Raw genomic sequence first — 16599 nt, forward strand, 5'->3', positions numbered from 1 at the left:
CTTCTGGTGGGGGCATTCGCCCCCACCAGCGTTCTTTCACGAGGAGCTCGTTCCCCATGACAACGTCACGCATCGTCGTCACCGGCATCGGCGCGTCGTCGCCGATCGGCGGCACCGCCCCCGAGAGCTGGTCCGCGCTGCTGGCCGGCGCCTCGGGCGCACGCACGCTCGAGTACGACTGGGTCGAGCAGACCCAGCTCCCGGTGACCTTCGCCGCTCAGGCGGCGGTGCGCCCCGACACGGTTCTGGAGCGTCCCATCGCCAAGCGTCTCGACCCCGCGTCGCAGTTCGCGATGGTGGCGGCGATGGAGGCGTGGGCAGACGCCGGCACCCCGGACGTCGAAGCGGAACGCCTCGGCGTCGACTTCGCCACGGGAATCGGCGGGGTCTGGACGCTCCTCGATGCGTGGGACACGTTGCGGGAGAAGGGCCCGCGGCGCGTCATGCCGATGACCGTTCCGATGCTCATGCCCAACGCCGCCGCCGGCAACCTCTCCCTCCACTTCGGTGCACGGGCCTTCGCGCGCACCGTCGCCAGCGCATGCGCCTCCAGCACGGAGTCGATCGTCAACGCGGCCGAGCACATCCGAGCCGGTCTCGCCGATGTCGTGATCGCAGGCGGTACCGAATCGGCCATCCACCCGATCACCATCGCCTCCTTCGCCTCGATGCAGGCCCTGTCACGACGGAACGACGATCCCGCGACCGCGTCGCGGCCCTGCAGCGTCGACCGCGACGGGTTCGTGATGGGTGAAGGCGCTGCGGTGCTCATCCTCGAGTCCGAGGAGCACGCCCGCGCGCGCGGCGCCAAGATCTACGCCTACGTCGTCGGGGGTGGGGTGACCGCCGACTCGTACCACATCACCGCCAACGACCCCGAGGGGCACGGCGCCCAACGGGCGGTGGAGATGGCACTCGCGGCGGCCGACGCGTCACCGGACGACGTGACCCACATCAACGCCCACGCGACCTCGACCCCGGTCGGAGACCCGAACGAGTACACCGCACTGAAGTCGGTCTTCGGCACGCGCATCGACGAGATCCCCGTGTCGGCGACCAAGGCGAGCACCGGTCACCTCCTGGGCGGGACAGGCGCTCTTGAAGCCATGTTCACCGTCAAAGCCCTGCAGGACCGGCTCGCTCCCCCGACCATCAACATCACGACGCAGGACGAGGCGGTGCCGTTCAACATCTCCGGATCGCAGACCGAGCTCGGCGGGGGCGACCAGCTCGCGATCAGCAATTCGTTCGGCTTCGGCGGCCACAACGCCGTCGTCGCATTCGCATCGGCCTGACCCGTACGAGATGAAGCCCCCCGCGTGGATGCGGGGGGCTTCGTCGTGGGTGGGATGCGCGGCGGCCCACCCTGGGCGCAAGGCGACGATTCGCTTTCCCGCTGCCCGGGAGTCTTCCTCCGAGTCTCGGTAGTGGCGCCTCGTCGATCCTGTCGCTCGCCTCACCCCACCTTGTGGAGCCAGACGACGTGTGCGTCATCACCGGCGTGACGGAACGGCTCAAGTTCCTCGTCCCAGGCGGCCCCCAGAGCGAGGTCGAGTTCTCGTCGGATCTCGCGGGCGTCGCCCCCCGCGAGATCCATGGCGTACCGCAGGCGGTCTTCGCCGATGACGATGTTGCCCGCGGCGTCGGTCTGGGCGAAGTGGATGCCCAGTCCGGGCGTATGCAGCCACCGTCCGCCGTCGTTACCGGCGGAGGGATCCTCAGTCACCTCGAAGCGGAGGTGCTCCCACCCCCGGATGGCGCTCGCGAGGGCCGCTCCGGTGCCGGCGGGGCCCTCCCAGTAGTACTCCGCACGCCGAGTACCGGGCTGCACGGGCTGATCGGACCAGTCGAAATTGACGGCTCGCCCGAGCGCGCGACCGACCGCCCACTCGAGGTGGGGGCAGAGCGCACGTGGCGCGGAGTGGACGTACACCACTCCGCGCGAACGCGATGTCGCCATGATGTCTCCGTTTCTTGTCAGGTGCGTCTTCCCCTACGACCTGGCACCACGGAGAACGTGGCGGACATGTTCGGTTTTCTGCCGCCATTATCACCCGGCGGAACGGGAATCACAAGGGTGCCACCCCGACACGCCGCAGGCCCCCGAGACGCGTCGGGGGCCTGCGGATCGTGGCGGGTCAGGCCTCGCTCATCGCGATTCTCTCCTTCTGACCCTTCGCGGCGTAGTACGCCGCGCGCGCGGCGTCGCGGCGGGCCTGCTCGGCCTGGCCGGCCTCGCGGATCTCCTCCGAGACCGGGTAGTACTCGGTCGTGGGCTTGCCGTTGTACTTCTCGATGTAGGCGTCGAGCTCCGGACCGGACTCCCACGACGTGATCAGGCAGTAGCGCGGCTGGTCACCCTGGTGGTGCACGGCGTGCCACAGGCGCTGCGTGTCGACGATCAGCTGTGCCCCGGCGGGCAGCGCGATACGGTACTCGATGCTCGGATCGCTACGGTTCTCGCGCAGCACGAAGTAGCTGTCCTTGTCGTCGGTCAGGTTGAAGAATCCGCGCACGACCCAACCGGTGCCGTCGGGGTTGAGCCGGTTGTTGTCGTCCTGGTGGAGGTTGTAGAGGCAGTCCGCGTAGGAGTTGGGCTGCAACTCGATGATCCGGCACCGCCCGACGTTCGCGCCGGGCTCCTTCGCACGCGCGGTGAGGGTCGGCGCCTTCTCGGTCTGCTCGTCGATCCACACACCGTCCTTGTCGGTGCGCGGCGGCTCGTGGTTCCAGAAGCCGTTGCACTCGATCTCGCCCTTGGCCGACGCCAGCGGTGCGAAGCGGGTGTCACCCGAGGACTTCCAGTCGACGTACTCGATCTCGAGCCACTCCTTGGGGTCGATCTCCTTGTCGTACGAGTCGAGCACGACGAAGCCGGTCGATTCGAGAGCAGCGCTCTTGATGTAACCCATGATGCGAATCATGACCTTTCGGTTCGGGGCCAGCGCGTTTTTACAGGCCCGAGTTAGGCCAGCCTACCCCGGGGGGATTACACGCCACGGGGATTCGGAGCGGTTCACTAGACTCGACGGCGGTCTGCCACGAACGGAGCGAATCGCACCAATGCTCACCGCCACGAACATCGAAGCCCATGCCGTCAACACCATCGCCTGGCTCTCCGCCGCGGACGCGACCATCGTCGTCCCCGTCTACCAGCGGCAGTACCGGTGGGACATCGGCGGATGCGAGCAGTTGCTGTCCGATGTGCGCGCCGTCGCCGATTCCGACGATCGCCACATGCACTTCATCGGCTCGATCCTGAGTGCGGAAGATCGCCGCGCCGGCCGTTCCGAACTCGTCCTCATCGACGGCCAGCAGCGCGTGACCACACTCATGCTCTTGGTCGCGGCACTGCACCACACCATCCAGGGGCACGACCCCGAACTCGCCGAGGAGCTGGATCGCGTCCTGATTCACGCGGGGAGCGGCGAGACGAAGCTGCGGCCGCATCGCGCGTGGGCCGACGTGTTCGACGCCGTCGTGCGCGACGCCCGGGGCGATGCGGCGCGGGGGTCCCGGTTCGACGACAACTACGCCTTCTTCCGCAGCCAGGTGCGCCCCGACGACGTCGCCCGCGTCTGGCGTGGTCTTCAAAAGCTCGAGCACGTCGCGATCACGCTGGGCCCCGGTGCGAACGCGCAGCAGATCTTCGAGTCACTCAATTCGACGGGCGAGCCGCTACGCGACCACGAGCTGATCCACAACTACGTGCTCATGGGGCTCTCGCACGCCGAGCAGACGGCGATCGAGGACGAGTACTGGCTGCCGATCGAGCGCCACACCGGCGAACGGATCGCCGACTTCTGGAACCACTACCTGGTCATGATCAGCGGCCGCGAGGTCGCGGTCTCCCGCGGTCGGGGCGTGTACCAGGCCTTCCGGGAGAACTTCCCGCGCCTCGAACCGGCCACGCTTCGCACGCACGCCGAGGGGTGGCGTGCCTACGCGGAGGTGTACGGCACCCTCCTGGATCCCTCGCGGGCGACCGACCCCGACATCGCCCGCCATCTGCGCTGGCTCAACGTCTTCGGACGGGGCATGTATCCCCTGGTGATGCGGGTTTACCGCGAGTGGCTCACCGGTGCGATGGACACGTCCTCGATCGTGTCCGTCCTCGAGCAGTTGCAGTCGCTGCAGTTGCGCAGGACGATCGTCGCCCTCCGCAACGAGCGGCTCGTGGCCCGACTGCTGCGCGCCCTCGACGACGGCCCGGAGGCGCTGGCCCTCAGCATCTCGCGTCTGACGCCGTCGGATGATCGCGTGCGCGTGGCGCTGAAGTTCACCGACCTACCCCACCCCGAGTACGTCCTGGCCCGTCTGAGCGGCCTGACAGGCATCCAGACGCTCGATGTCGACCACATCCTCCCGGCGGCGCCCTCCGATGACTGGACCGGCGACGGGATCACGGCATGGGCGGATCTCACCGACGATCAGCAGAACGCACACCGCGCGCTGGCGGGCACGATCGGCAACCTCACCCTGCTGGAGGAGGACCTCGCGATGTCGTCGTTCGGGGCCTCGTTCCCGGCCAAGCGCGAGGCGTACCGGCGCAGCGAGATCACCCTGGCCCGTCCGCTGGCCGACGAGCGGGTCTGGAACACCGCGACCATCTCGGCACGGTCCGCCCGGCTGGCGGCGGCGTTCATGGAGACATGGCCGCGCCGGGGGCCCCTCGTGATCGACGACGACGGGCTCACGCCCATCCTCGACGCGGTCCCCCGCCGCGGATGGCCCCGCGGGTGGGAGCGGGAGTTCGCGTACGTCGAGTACGTCGGCGAGCATTGGGAGGTACCCGACGTGAAGTACCTCTTCAATCGCGTCTTCAAGCGGCTGTGGGCCGACTCACGGGGATCGGTCGTGAGCTACAGCGAACGACGCGGGGGGCCGGTGTACCCCGCGATGTCGTGGACCGGGCAGTGGGACAGCCTGGACGACTCCCACTTCCTCTACATGGGATGGGACTCGAGCTACATGCTCACCGCGATCCAGGGTGTCCTGCTCGAAGCCGGGCTGGCCCCCGAGGTGTTCGTGAAGTACTCCTACCTCTGGTCGGACTGAGGTCTCACTCGGCTTTGCGCGAGCCGGCTTCGAGCCGGTCACCGGTGGGCAGCTCCTGGTGCCCGCCGAACTGCAGACGCATCGCGGACAACAGTTGGTTGGCGTACTGGTCTTCGTCCCGCGACGCGAACCTCTCGAACAGCGACGCGGCGAGGACCGGCGCCGGCACTCCGACGTCGACGGCGGCCTTGACCGTCCAGCGCCCTTCCCCGGAGTCCGACACGCGCCCGGCGAGCCCCTCCAGCGTCGGGCTCTGCTCGAGCGCGGCGGCGGTCAGATCCAGCAGCCACGACGAGATGACCGACCCGCGACGCCAGAGTTCGGCGACCTTGGGGACGTCGATGTCGAACTGGTAGAACTCGGGCTCTTCCAGCGGCGCGACCTCGGCCGAGTGGTCGGCCTCCCGCAGACCCGCATCCGCGTTGTGGAGGATGTTGAACCCCTCCGCCAGCGAAGCCATGATGCCGTATTCGATTCCGTTGTGCACCATCTTGACGAAGTGCCCGGCACCGGCGGGGCCGCAGTGCAGATAGCCGAGCTCCTCGGGCGCGAAATCACCCTCACGCCCCGGCGTCCGCTCGATGTCCCCGGGGCCGGGCGCGATCGTGCGCAGGATCGGCTCGATCGTCGAGACGGCCTCGTCCGCACCGCCGACCATCAGGCAGTAGCCGCGTTCCAGCCCGAACACGCCGCCGCTGGTTCCCGCATCGACGTAGTGGATGCCCCGCTCGCGTAGGCTCGCGGCGCGGCGGACATCGTCGCGGTAGTTCGAGTTGCCACCGTCGATGACGATGTCCCCCGCCGTGAGGACCTCGGCGACCTCGGAGACGACCGTACCGGTCAACCCGGCCGGGATCATCAGCCACACCACGCGGGGTCCTTCGAGCTGTGAAGCCATGTCCGCGATGTCCGTGGACGGAACCGCCCCCTCGGCCGCGAGTGCCGCGACGGCGTCGGGATTGACGTCGTAGACGACGCATTCGTGCCCGTCGCGCAGAAGGCGCCTCACGATGTTCGCGCCCATGCGCCCCAGTCCGACCATTGCCATCCGCATCTGCGTCCCCTTCCGGTCACAGCGACCCTATCGATGCTCGAGGCCGGGAGGGAAGACGCGCGCAGAGCCGACGGGTCAGATCCGTTCACCCCGCGTCAGGGGCCGGCGCGTGCGGCGCCCGGGCCATCGGCACGTGCGGGATCCCGTCCTCCTCGAACGGCGCACCGGCGACCTCGAAACCGAATCTGCCGTACCAGGACGCGAGGCGCGCCTGAGCGTCGAGGCGAATCTCCAGATCCGGCCGGCGACGCGTCGATTCGGCGATGGCGCGTCGCATGAGCTCGGCGGCCAGTCCGCCGCCGCGGGCCGTGCACGAGAGCGTGCGGCCAGTCCGCCCGATGCACCGCGGTGGGCCGGGTGGACTCGCCTGATCACGCATCCGGTAGGGCGGGTGGGACTTGAACCCACGATCGTCGGGTTATGAGCCCGCTGCCTTGACCAGCTTGGCCACCGCCCCGCATCGTCCTTCAGGACGACCGTCTCCGAGCCTACCGGGCCTTGTCGTCCGGGTCGTGGACCGGCGGCTCGGGCCACACCTTCGCGACCGCCTCACCGAGGCGGGTCGAACCCGTCGGCGGATTGGGGCCGTCCAGCCCACCCCCCGCGCTGCCACGCTCGATCGGCAACCCCTGACTGTCCGAGACGATCTGCGGATGGTGACGGGCCAACTGCAGCACGCCCCACACCGCGATCGCGCCGGCGACGGCGAAGCCGACATAGGCCCACAGGGGGGCGTTCTGGGCCTCACCGAGGACCGTCAGTCCGATCACGACCGCCACGATCGGATCGATCACGGTCAGCCCGGCGATCACCAGGTCCGGCGGGCCGGACGAGTACGCCGACTGCACGAAGTAGGCGCCGACCGCGGTGACGATCAGCAATGCGGCCACGCAGGTGAGGGTGAGCCACTCGAAGTCCCCGGATTCGATCCGGCTCAGGACGACCTTCGCCAGCGTCGCCACGAACCCGTACAGGATGCCGGCGGCCATGATGTAGAACAGGGCGCCGACGTGGTGTCGCCGCCACAACCAGACCGCGGTGAACAGCACGGCGACCACCGCCAGGATCAGCAGCACGGTGATCAGCTGCGCGTCGCTGAGAGGCGACTCGGTCGCGAAGAGCGCGGCGATCGTCACGAACAGGAAGATTCCTCCGACGCACGCCACGATGGCGATCACCGACCGCCGGGTCGGCCGGTGCCCGCTGATCTTGGCGTTCAGGAGCGTCGTGATCACCAACGCGATCGCGCCGAGCGGCTGGACGACGATGAGGGGCGCGAAAGACAGTGCCGACAGCTGGCAGACGATGGCCAGCCCCAGCATCACCGTGCCGAGGACCCAGGACGGACGCGCGAGCAGGCGACCGAACTGGGCGGCGGTCAGCCCTTTCCCCCCGGCACCGCTGAGGCGCTCGACTTTCATCACGCCGCGGTGCTGGTACTGGGCGCCGAAGGACATGAACACGGCCCCGATGAGGGCGAGCGGGATCCCGATGAGGATACCCGGGTCCTGGAACGCACCGACCAGCTGATCGCCGACATCTTCGACACTGCCGACATCCATCGCGATCACGCTTCGACGATACCCGGCCGCCCGGAAGATACGCTGTCGGACGTGGCCGTTCTTCCCATCCGCATCATGGGCGATCCCGTCCTGCACAGCCCCGCCTCCCCGGTCGAGTCCGTGACAGAGGAGATACGCACCCTCGTCGACGACATGTTCGAGACCATGGACGCCGCGCCGGGCGTCGGTCTCGCCGCGCCCCAGGTCGGGGTTCCGCTGCGCATCTTCACCTACACCTACGAGGATGACGACGGGAATCCCTGGCGAGGTGTGATCCTGAATCCGCAACTGTGGATGCGACCCCCCGAACCGGGGGCGCCGGATCCCGACGAGGAGTCCGAAGGATGCCTGTCCTTCCCGGGCGAGCGATTCCCGCTCCGCCGCTCGGACGAGGTCCGCGTGCACGGCACCGACCTCGAGGGAAAGCCGGTGCAGATCCAGGTCGACGGCTGGCGCGCGCGCATCCTGCAACACGAGTTCGATCATCTCGACGGCGTCCTCTACATCGACCGCTTGGACGACGGTGACTGGAAGACCGTGCAGAAGATCGCACGCAAGCGCGGATGGGGCCGGCCCGGCGTCGCATGGACACCGGGCGTGGACCACCTCGAAGGCTGACGGGGTCTCCCCCGCGCGGGCGGCTCAGTCGTCGTGCAGGTGGCTCAGTCGCAGTGCAGGTACTGCGCGTTGCTCGGCGGCGGATCGTAGCTGCACGCGTCGGGCACGATCACCTGTACGAGGACGCTCCATCCGATGCACGCACCCACGAGCACGCCGGAGATGATCCAGACGACGCGGGTGACACGACGCTCTCGGAAGCCGAGCTTCGTCTTCTTCGGTGTCATCGTCGTCCCCTCACACCATCGCGAATCGTTCGGCGCTCACGCGCGCCTCCGGCACACCGAGCTCGGCGAGGGCCGCAGTGGCTGCGTCCATGACCGGCTCCGACGCGCAGAGGAAGTACTGCCTGCTCGTACGGTCCTCGGGGAGCACCCGGTCCAGCAGCTCCGTCCGGATGTGCCCGGTCTCCCCCTCCCAGTCCTCACCGGGCCTGCTGATCACATGCACGACCCGCAGGTGGGGCAGGCGTTCCTGAAGCCGCCGGATCTGACCGTGTCCGATGATGTGGTCTTCGCTGCGGTTGCCGAGGACCAGCAGGCACGGGCGGTCGTCGCCGCGATCGGCGAGGGTCTCCAGCATGCTGAGCATCGGGGTGACTCCGACACCCGCGGCCAGGAACACGAAGCCGTGGGACTCATGGCGTTCCATCGTCATGTGCCCCCAGGGCCCGTCGAGGTACACCACGGCGCCCGGGTCCAACTCGGAGACGGTCGCGGTGAACCCGCGCTCCGGCTTGATCGTGAAGCGCACGCGTTCGGGATGCTGGGCGCTCGACGAGAAGGAGAACGGATGGTACGTCATCGCGAACGGGGAACCGCCGGTGTGGATCCAGGCGTACTGGCCGGCCTGGAACGCGAACCCTCGCGCGCCGAACGCGGCAGGATCGACCTGCTCGAGCTCGATCGTCGAGGAGCCCGCCCCGTCCCCGTCGACGGAGACGACCCGCCACCGACGCCGCCATCGGATGATCGGACGGATCACGCGGACCCACATCCCTATCGCCACGAATGCCAGCGAGTACGCGATCCACAGCGCCTGCTCCCATGGCTCGCGCACGTAGTAGCCGATCAGCAACACATGCACCAGAGCGGTGATCACGATGAGCGCGGCCAGCACGCTGTGCATCACCTGCCATACCGCGTAGCGGATGCGCAGCCGCCGCCGCCAGATCGACGTGGCGATCAAGAGGCCCAGAAGCGTGACGCTGATCACGGCGAAGCGTGCACGCAGCGGCGCCTGGGCGACATCCAGCAGGGACAGGAACCGCGCGTCCCAGACGAACAGGATGATCGGGTGGGCGAAGATCAGGACCGCGATGAGCCAGGTCACCTGTCGGTGGAACCGCAGCAGCAGATCCAGGCCGAACACGCGCGCGGTGCGCACCGTGTGCGCCGCCAGGGCGAACTGCAGCCCCATCAACGCCAGGCCCACGAAACCGGCCGCCACCGAGAGGTTCACCCAGAAACCGCGGCCGGGGTCGAGCTGGATGAGGCTCAGGATGAGCGGCGCGAGGGCGATCAGGGCGTACACCACCGTCCAGCCCACGGTTCGCCACGGAACGCGGTCGGTCTGGGGGGTCATTCGAGCGGCCTCCGGGGAAACAATGTGGACAAATCTTATCGTTTACCTCGGTTTTGCCCCAAAACAGTGACCAGAACACGAAGTCCCGGACCGCGAGACGCGTTCCGGGACTTCTCCTGCTCCCCCACTTGGACTCGAACCAAGAACCTACCGGTTAACAGCCGATTGCTCTGCCAATTGAGCTATGGAGGAATATGTCCGCTGAGCGGGCAACCAGATGATCCTAACAGGATTCCCGCCGCGGGTAGAAATCACGCCCGGCCGTCTGCCACCAGCCGGTGGTCGGCGTCACCGCTGGGCGTCCACAGGAGGTCGTCGGTGCCGTGTCCGGCCGCGATGGCGTGGCCCGCCCGCATCACGATGACGTCGGCGTCCAGCCCGCGCACCACGTCGCGGTCGTTCGTGCCGACGAGAATCGCCATGCCGTAATCGTCGCGACGGCGCAACACCGCATCGAGGGCGGCGGCGCGCACCTCCACGTCGAGGTTCGCGAACGGCTCATCGGCCACCAACAACTTCGGCTCGAGGATCAATGCCTGCGCGAACGCGACGCGCTGGCGCATGCCCGCGCTGAGTTCGTACGGGTACTTCGCCGCCGCCCCCAACGGCAGCTGCATCTCGTCCAGTAGCGCCGCCACGCGTACCGCCAGACCACGCGAGTTGACGTTCTTGTCCCGACTGGTGATCGGGTGTCCGATCAGCTCCGACACGGTGAACCTCGATGCGAGTTTCGCACCGGCGGACTGCGGCAGGTATCCGGTGAGATAGGTCAAGCGCCGCAACGCCCGCCGCGGACGCCGCACGCGGATGCCGTGCACGCGCGCGTCACCGCCGACGACGGCCAGGCCGGACTCGGAGGCACCGGCGAGAACGGCCAGGAGGCTCGACTTGCCCGCCCCGGTGGGGCCCATCACCGTGAGCGCATGGGCGTACGGAACAGTGAAGGACATCCCGTCCACCACACGTTCGCTCGGCGCACCACGCCCGGCACGCGAGATGGACAGATCGTCGGCACGGATCGCCACGTCTGCCTCTTCGATGCGCGCCGCCATGGCAACATCCTGCCGTGTCCGGGGCGCGATGACCAGCCGGGAGGGTCAGTCCTCCGCGTCGATGCGCTGCCGCTCCACGTCCAACTCGCGCAGCCGCAACCGGATGCGCCGGCCTTGCTCGCTGTCTGCGGGTACACGCTGGATCGCCCCCAACAGCTCCGTCTTCTCGGTCTGGAGCCCCCGCCGCACGAGGCGGCGCGCCAGATCGGTGGTCGACGCCTCCGCGATCTCCACGGTCGATGCCGGGAACGGCATGGTCAGAAGCTCCGATGCCAGCGACCGATACGGCTCACGCACCGCGTCGATGGCCTCCACCGCCCAGCCCGGCCGTGACACGTCGGCGGCTTCGGCGACCACCTGGCGTACCGCCTCAAGGCCCGGCGTGCGGAAGGGCTGGTCCACCGCACGGCGCAGCAGGGCCGAGTCGAGCCGATGACCGAATTGCAAGAACCCCATCAACGCGTCGCGTTCGAGCGCCGCGTCGGGCGTGCGGGGCAGATGCGCGATCGTCACCCGCTGCACCGGAGCGGGCTCCTCCGCGGCGGGGGCCGCGGTCATCCGACGCCGCTCATCAGGCTCCCGGCGACCCGCGCGCTCCACCTCCCGGCGCACATCCTCGGTGTCCATGCCCAGGCGGCGCGCCAGCACCCGCACATACTCGGGCTGGATGAGCGGATCACGAAGATCGGCGACGACCGGGGCGGCCGAACGCAACGCACCGATGCGCCCTTCGACGGATGCCAGATCGTAGGTGGCGATGCGCTGGTCCAGGACGAACTCCACCATCGGAGCCTTCGACTCGATGAGTCCGCGCACCGCCCCGTCGCCGCGCTGTAGGCGCAGGTCACACGGGTCGAGCCCGTCCGGCCCGGTGGCCACATAGGTCTGCGCATGGAAGCGCTTGGCGTCCGCGAAAGCCCGGAGCGCGGCTTTCTGCCCCGCGGCGTCGGGATCGAAAGTGAAGACCACCTCCCCCGCCTGAGAATCGTCGCCCATCACCCGTCGCAGCACCGAGATGTGATCGGCGCCGAACGCCGTTCCGCACGTCGCGATCGCGGTGGTGACTCCGGCGAGATGACATGCCATCACGTCGGTGTAGCCCTCGACGACCACCACACGGTGCTGACGCGAGACATCCCGCTTCGCGAGGTCCAGCCCGTAGAGGACCTGAGCCTTCCGGTAGATGGGCGTCTCCGGCGTGTTGAGGTACTTGGGACCATTGTCGTCGTCGAACAACCGCCGTGCCCCGAAGCCGATCGTCTGGCCGGTCACGTCGCGGATGGGCCAGACGAGACGACCACGGAACCGGTCGTAGACCCCGCGCCGCCCCTGCGAAACCAGCCCCGCCGCCAGGAGCTCCTCGCGGCTGAACCCGCGCTTGGAGAGCGCGTCCAGCATCCCCGACCAGCCTCTCGGCGCAAATCCCACGCCGAAATGGGCGGCGGCTCCGGCGTCGAACCCCCGCTCACCGAGGAAGCGGCGTCCCGCGTCGGCCTCGCCGGTGGCCAGTTGCGCGCGGAAGTACTCCGCAGCCGCCGCGTTGGCCTCGTACAATCGCGCACGCCCACCGTTCTGCGGCGCCGCACCGCCGTCCTCGTAGTGCAACGCGTAGCCGATGCGGCCCGCGAGACGCTCGACCGCTTCGGTGAAGCTGAGGTGGTCCATGCGTCGCAGGAAGGTGTACACGTCTCCGGACTCACCACAACCGAAGCAGTGGTAGAACCCCACCTGCGGTCGCACGTTGAAACTCGGACTGCGTTCGTCGTGGAAGGGGCACAGACCCTTCATCGATCCGACCCCGGCGGGCTTCAGAGCCACCCGCTCCCCGATGATGTCGGCGATGTCGGTCCGCGCTTTGACCTCGTCGACGTCCGCCTGCCGGATGCGTCCCGCCATCAGACCTCGACCTCTTCGCGGGTGGACGGGACACCCGATGGGCGAGGCTCGCTGTAGCGCGGGGCCCACACGCCCAGCGATGCCGCGTCGACCTCTCCGACGAGGCGGCCGTGCCAGTCGATCGCGACCTGATCGGTGAGGCTGGCGACCTGGTCGACGACGACCCGGCGTCGGGCGTCGTCGTCCTCCGCCCCGGCGAAGTCGTCGGCGAACTGCGGGTCCAGCGCCCCCGGCGACTCCCACAGCGCGGTCGCAAGACGCTTCAACACACGACGCTGCTCCTTGTAGAGCTCCTTACGCCCCTCGATGGAGACCACCGTCGCCCCGATGATGCCCTTGAGCACGGCCATCTCCGCCTCCACGATGCGCGGAACAACCACGTGTGCACGGTAGCGGGTCAGGAGCGGACCCTCGTAGGTCTCTCGGGTGGCGCCGGTCGCGGCGCGGGCGAACCGTCCGATCAGATCCGAGGTGAGGTTCTTCAGCCGAGCCAAGTCGGCTCGCGATGCGGTGAACCCGTCGATCCACTCGGGCAGACGCAGGAGGCGGTAGAGGGCGTCGGCCAGTTCGTCGCGTGTGAAGTCGTAGCCCACCCAGGACTGAATCGCCGTCAGGAGGGTCTCGTGCTCGGCGGGGTCCGACAGCCGTCGCGGGTCCAGATATCCGTTGACCACGGCGTCCTCGAAGTCGTGTACCGAATAGGCGATGTCATCGGAGAGGTCCATCACCTCGGCCTCGATGCAACGCACCCGCCCGGGCGCACCCGCGCGCATCCAGTGGAACACCGGCTCGTCGTCCGGGTAGACCCCGAATTTCAGCCGCCCTCCGGGGTCGGGGAGCGGATGTTCCGCCGTCCACGGGTACTTGCACGTCGCGTCGAGACTGGCCCGCGTGAGGTTCAGGCCGTGACTGTCCCCGTCGGGGCCGAGCACCTTGGGCTCCAGACGGGTGAGGATCCGCAACGTCTGTGCATTGCCTTCGAACCCTCCGAACGGTTCGGCCCAGTCGTTGAGGGCACGCTCGCCGTTGTGTCCGAACGGCGGGTGCCCGAGATCATGGCTCAAACACGCGGTGTCGACGACATCGGGAGAAAGGTTCAGGGCGGTCGCCAGCTCGCGCCCCACCTGCGCCACTTCGAGGGAGTGGGTCAGGCGGTTGCGCGCGAAATCCGCCGGAGAGGCGGGACTGAGCACCTGCGTCTTCGCCGCGAGCCGCCGCAGCGCCGCCGAATGCAGCACACGCGCCCGGTCGCGGGCGAACCCGTCCCGCTGGGACCGGTGCCGCTCGCCGACGAACCGGGCGGAGTCATCGCCGTCATACCCCGCGGGGCGCTCTGAACGCATCGCGTCGTCGTCAGCCGCCACTGTGGTCCGATTCCGCTTCGGCCAGCGCATCGGTCGCGTCCGCAGCCAGGTCCCTGGTCTCCAGCCATCCCTCGGGTAGTGCCGGGCGCTTGGGGCTTCCGGCACGACCGCGCTGACCCTCTGCCGCGGCCCCGGGGTAGGGGGCGTCCAGATCGAGTTCCCCGACGAGATCGTCGATCTCCGCCAGCGTCGACACGGTCGCGAACCGGGCACGCAGGTCACCGCCGACGGGGTACCCCTTGAAGTACCACGCGACGTGCTTGCGGATGTCGCGGCACCCGCGACCCTCGTCGTCGAAGAACTCCACGAGTAGTTCGGCGTGCCGACGGAACGCCCGCGCGACGAAGGCGAGGGTCGCGTCCACGGGCGCGGCCGCGGTGCCTGGACCCCCGAGTGTCCGGGCGAGGTCGCCGAACAACCACGGGCGCCCGAGGCAGCCGCGTCCGACCACGACACCGTCACAGCCGGTCTCGGTCATCATCCGCGCCGCGTCGTCGGCCGACCAGATGTCCCCGTTGCCCAGGACCGGCACGTCGGTGACGGCCTCCTTCAACGCGGCGATCGCCGACCAGTCGGCGGTCCCGGAGTAGAACTGCGAGGCGGTGCGCGCGTGCAGGGCGACCGCGGCGACACCGGCATCCTCGGCGATGCGCCCCGCATCGAGGAAGGTGAGGTGGTCGGCGTCGATGCCCTTGCGCATCTTCACCGTCAAGGGCACATGCTCGGCGGCACGCGCGGCGCGCGTGACGATGTCGCGGAACAAGCCGGTCTTCCACGGCAGCGCGGCCCCTCCACCCTTGCGCGTGACCTTGGGTACGGGGCACCCGAAGTTCAGGTCGATGTGGTCGGCCCGGTCCTCGTCGACGAGCAGGCGGACCGCGCTCTCGACCGTGGCCGGATCGACGCCGTAGAGCTGGATCGAGCGCGGCGTCTCGGACTCGTGGTGGGTGATCAGACGCATCGTGGTCGCGTTGCGCTCGACCAGCGCACGCGAGGTGATCATCTCGCTCACATAGAGGCCCGCACCGTACTCGCGGCACAGCCGACGGAAGGCGGTGTTGGTGATGCCGGCCATCGGGGCGAGCACGACGGGCGCATCCAGGGCGATCGGCCCGATGCGCAGTGCGGCCGCGGGCGCGGCGACGGCGGTGTTCATCGAAACCATTCTCCCAGACTCGGGCCCCTCCTGCGGCGACGGCAATACCCTGGGGATATGGACGACCTCTCCCCCGTGCGGGACATCCCTTTCGCCACCGCCGACGGCCGAGAGGCGACCCTCGCCTCGTACGGCGACGGAGTCGTCCTCGTGGTCAATGTGGCCTCCAAATGCGGCCTGACTCCGCAGTACGGGCAACTCGAGCAGCTACAGCGGTCCTACGGCGACCGAGGGCTGACGGTGGTCGGGTTCCCGTGCAACCAGTTCTTCGGCCAGGAACCCGGATCGATGGAGGAGATCCTGGACTACTGTGCGACCACGTGGGGGGTGAGTTTCCCGGTCCACGCGAAGATCCGCGTCAACGGGCGCGGCACGGCCCCCTTGTACGCGGCCTTGAAGAAAACCCGCGACGCCCACGGCAAGGCCGGGGCGGTGAAGTGGAACTTCGAGAAGTTCGTCATCACCCCCACCGGCGAGGTCCACCGCTTCCGACCGACGACCACCCCCGACGACCCGGCGATCGTGGAGGTCATCGAGCGGAACCTGCCGCGCTGATCGCTCAGGCGGGCGGGCCCACCGGCTCCGCCCCGCCGGCCGCGCGTTCCTGCGTGACCTGCGCGAGGATCTGCGAGAAGGCCTCGGGAGGTTGCGCTCCGCTGACCCCGTACGCCCCGTCGATCACGAAGAACGGCACACCCGTGACGCCATACGCGGCCGCCTGGGCCTGATCCGCCCGCACGGCCTCGAGGTAGGTCTCCCGCCCCAGCGCGCCCCGCACCTCGTCGGCGTCGAACCCGACCTCGGCTGCGAGCGCGGCCAGCTCGTCGTCCCGGCCCAGGTGGCGGCCCTCGGTGAAGTAGGCCGACATCAGCCGTTCCGACATCTCGTGTTGCCGACCGCGCTCCTTGGCGAAGTGCAGCAGCTGGTGCGCCTTCACCGTGTTCGTGTGGTGCAGCAGATCGAATCGGTACTCCAACCCGGCGTCCGCGGCGACACCGGTGACCCGGTCGAGCATCTGCTGAGCCGCGGCGGCGTCGACACCTTTGTGCGCGGCGAGGTATTCCGCTTCGCCCCCCTCGAAGTCGACCGGGGTCTCCGGCGCGAGTTCGAACGAGCGGAACATCACGTGCACCTCGGGGGCGTCCTCGCCGCGCGCCGCGATGGCCTTCTCGAGGTTGCGCTTTCCGATGTAGCACCAGGGGCAGGCGATGTCCGACCAGACGTCGATCGTGATGGCATCCGTCATGCCGTGTGC

16 protein-coding genes and 2 tRNA genes are annotated in these 16599 nt (G+C 68.8%); 4 read left to right on the plus strand and 14 right to left on the minus strand.

Annotation, left to right across the window (positions count from 1 at the left end):
- The first annotated feature begins 56 nt into the window (after positions 1-56).
- Complete coding sequence (locus ABD204_RS11370) at positions 57-1295, plus strand: beta-ketoacyl-[acyl-carrier-protein] synthase family protein (RefSeq protein ID WP_194424759.1); 1239 nt, start codon at positions 57-59, stop codon at positions 1293-1295.
- 161 nt (positions 1296-1456) lie between these two features.
- On the opposite strand, the gene ABD204_RS11375 is transcribed toward ABD204_RS11370, so the two are convergent.
- Both ABD204_RS11375 and ABD204_RS11380 read right to left on the minus strand, forming a co-directional pair.
- Complete coding sequence (locus ABD204_RS11375; RefSeq protein ID WP_194424758.1) at positions 1457-1960, minus strand: DUF3145 domain-containing protein; 504 nt, start codon at positions 1958-1960, stop codon at positions 1457-1459.
- A 178-nt stretch (positions 1961-2138) separates the two neighbouring features.
- Positions 2139-2912 (minus strand): hypothetical protein, encoded by a 774-nt coding sequence (locus ABD204_RS11380; RefSeq protein ID WP_194424757.1) that lies wholly within the window; start codon positions 2910-2912, stop codon positions 2139-2141.
- Positions 2913-3063: 151 nt separating this feature from the next.
- Between ABD204_RS11380 and ABD204_RS11385 the strand changes: the two genes are divergently transcribed.
- A complete protein-coding gene (locus tag ABD204_RS11385; protein WP_194424756.1) occupies positions 3064-5058 on the plus strand; it encodes a DUF262 domain-containing protein in 1995 nt (664 codons plus the stop codon).
- A 4-nt stretch (positions 5059-5062) separates the two neighbouring features.
- On the opposite strand, the gene gnd is transcribed toward ABD204_RS11385, so the two are convergent.
- The 4 genes from gnd to ABD204_RS11405 form a co-directional block, all read right to left on the minus strand.
- Positions 5063-6112: a phosphogluconate dehydrogenase (NAD(+)-dependent, decarboxylating) gene (gene gnd / locus ABD204_RS11390; protein WP_194424755.1), complete on the minus strand. Its 1050-nt coding sequence runs from the start codon at positions 6110-6112 to the stop codon at positions 5063-5065.
- 85 nt (positions 6113-6197) lie between these two features.
- Positions 6198-6491 carry a GNAT family N-acetyltransferase gene (locus ABD204_RS11395; RefSeq protein ID WP_206697381.1) on the minus strand — a complete coding sequence of 98 codons (294 nt, stop codon included), beginning with the start codon at positions 6489-6491 and terminating at the stop codon, positions 6198-6200.
- A 4-nt stretch (positions 6492-6495) separates the two neighbouring features.
- Positions 6496-6569 (minus strand) — tRNA-Ile (locus ABD204_RS11400).
- 31 nt (positions 6570-6600) lie between these two features.
- Positions 6601-7674, minus strand: a complete 1074-nt coding sequence (locus ABD204_RS11405) for a DMT family transporter (RefSeq protein WP_194425024.1) — start codon at positions 7672-7674, stop codon at positions 6601-6603.
- A 51-nt stretch (positions 7675-7725) separates the two neighbouring features.
- On the opposite strand from ABD204_RS11405, the gene def reads away from it, so the two are divergent.
- Positions 7726-8292: a peptide deformylase gene (def, locus tag ABD204_RS11410; RefSeq protein ID WP_194424753.1), complete on the plus strand. Its 567-nt coding sequence runs from the start codon at positions 7726-7728 to the stop codon at positions 8290-8292.
- A 44-nt stretch (positions 8293-8336) separates the two neighbouring features.
- Here the strand turns inward: def and ABD204_RS11415 are convergent, their stop codons facing one another.
- The 7 genes from ABD204_RS11415 to dusB all read right to left on the minus strand — a co-directional run bounded on the left by ABD204_RS11415 (position 8337) and on the right by dusB (position 15344).
- Complete coding sequence (locus ABD204_RS11415; protein ID WP_194424752.1) at positions 8337-8519, minus strand: hypothetical protein; 183 nt, start codon at positions 8517-8519, stop codon at positions 8337-8339.
- Positions 8520-8529: 10 nt separating this feature from the next.
- Positions 8530-9876 carry a ferredoxin reductase family protein gene (locus ABD204_RS11420; RefSeq protein ID WP_194424751.1) on the minus strand — a complete coding sequence of 449 codons (1347 nt, stop codon included), beginning with the start codon at positions 9874-9876 and terminating at the stop codon, positions 8530-8532.
- Positions 9877-9995: 119 nt separating this feature from the next.
- A tRNA-Asn gene (locus ABD204_RS11425) sits at positions 9996-10068 on the minus strand.
- A 59-nt stretch (positions 10069-10127) separates the two neighbouring features.
- On the minus strand, positions 10128-10928 hold the full coding sequence (locus ABD204_RS11430; RefSeq protein ID WP_194424750.1) for an ATP-binding cassette domain-containing protein: 801 nt from the start codon (positions 10926-10928) through the stop codon (positions 10128-10130).
- Between the two features lie 45 nt (positions 10929-10973).
- Positions 10974-12824 carry a DNA primase gene (dnaG, locus tag ABD204_RS11435; protein WP_194424749.1) on the minus strand — a complete coding sequence of 617 codons (1851 nt, stop codon included), beginning with the start codon at positions 12822-12824 and terminating at the stop codon, positions 10974-10976.
- Complete coding sequence (locus ABD204_RS11440) at positions 12824-14167, minus strand: deoxyguanosinetriphosphate triphosphohydrolase (protein ID WP_194424748.1); 1344 nt, start codon at positions 14165-14167, stop codon at positions 12824-12826. The genes dnaG and ABD204_RS11440 overlap by 1 nt, the downstream gene beginning before the upstream one ends.
- A gap of 10 nt (positions 14168-14177) precedes the next feature.
- Complete coding sequence (dusB, locus tag ABD204_RS11445; protein ID WP_194424747.1) at positions 14178-15344, minus strand: tRNA dihydrouridine synthase DusB; 1167 nt, start codon at positions 15342-15344, stop codon at positions 14178-14180.
- Between the two features lie 57 nt (positions 15345-15401).
- On the opposite strand from dusB, the gene ABD204_RS11450 reads away from it, so the two are divergent.
- Entirely contained in the window at positions 15402-15899 is a 498-nt protein-coding gene (locus ABD204_RS11450) for a glutathione peroxidase (RefSeq protein ID WP_194424746.1), read from the plus strand.
- Positions 15900-15903: 4 nt separating this feature from the next.
- Here the strand turns inward: ABD204_RS11450 and ABD204_RS11455 are convergent, their stop codons facing one another.
- Complete coding sequence (locus ABD204_RS11455; protein ID WP_194424745.1) at positions 15904-16590, minus strand: DsbA family oxidoreductase; 687 nt, start codon at positions 16588-16590, stop codon at positions 15904-15906.
- Positions 16591-16599 lie beyond the last annotated feature (9 nt).

This window comes from Microbacterium aquimaris, assembly GCF_039531285.1.
GTDB lineage: Bacteria > Actinomycetota > Actinomycetes > Actinomycetales > Microbacteriaceae > Microbacterium > Microbacterium aquimaris.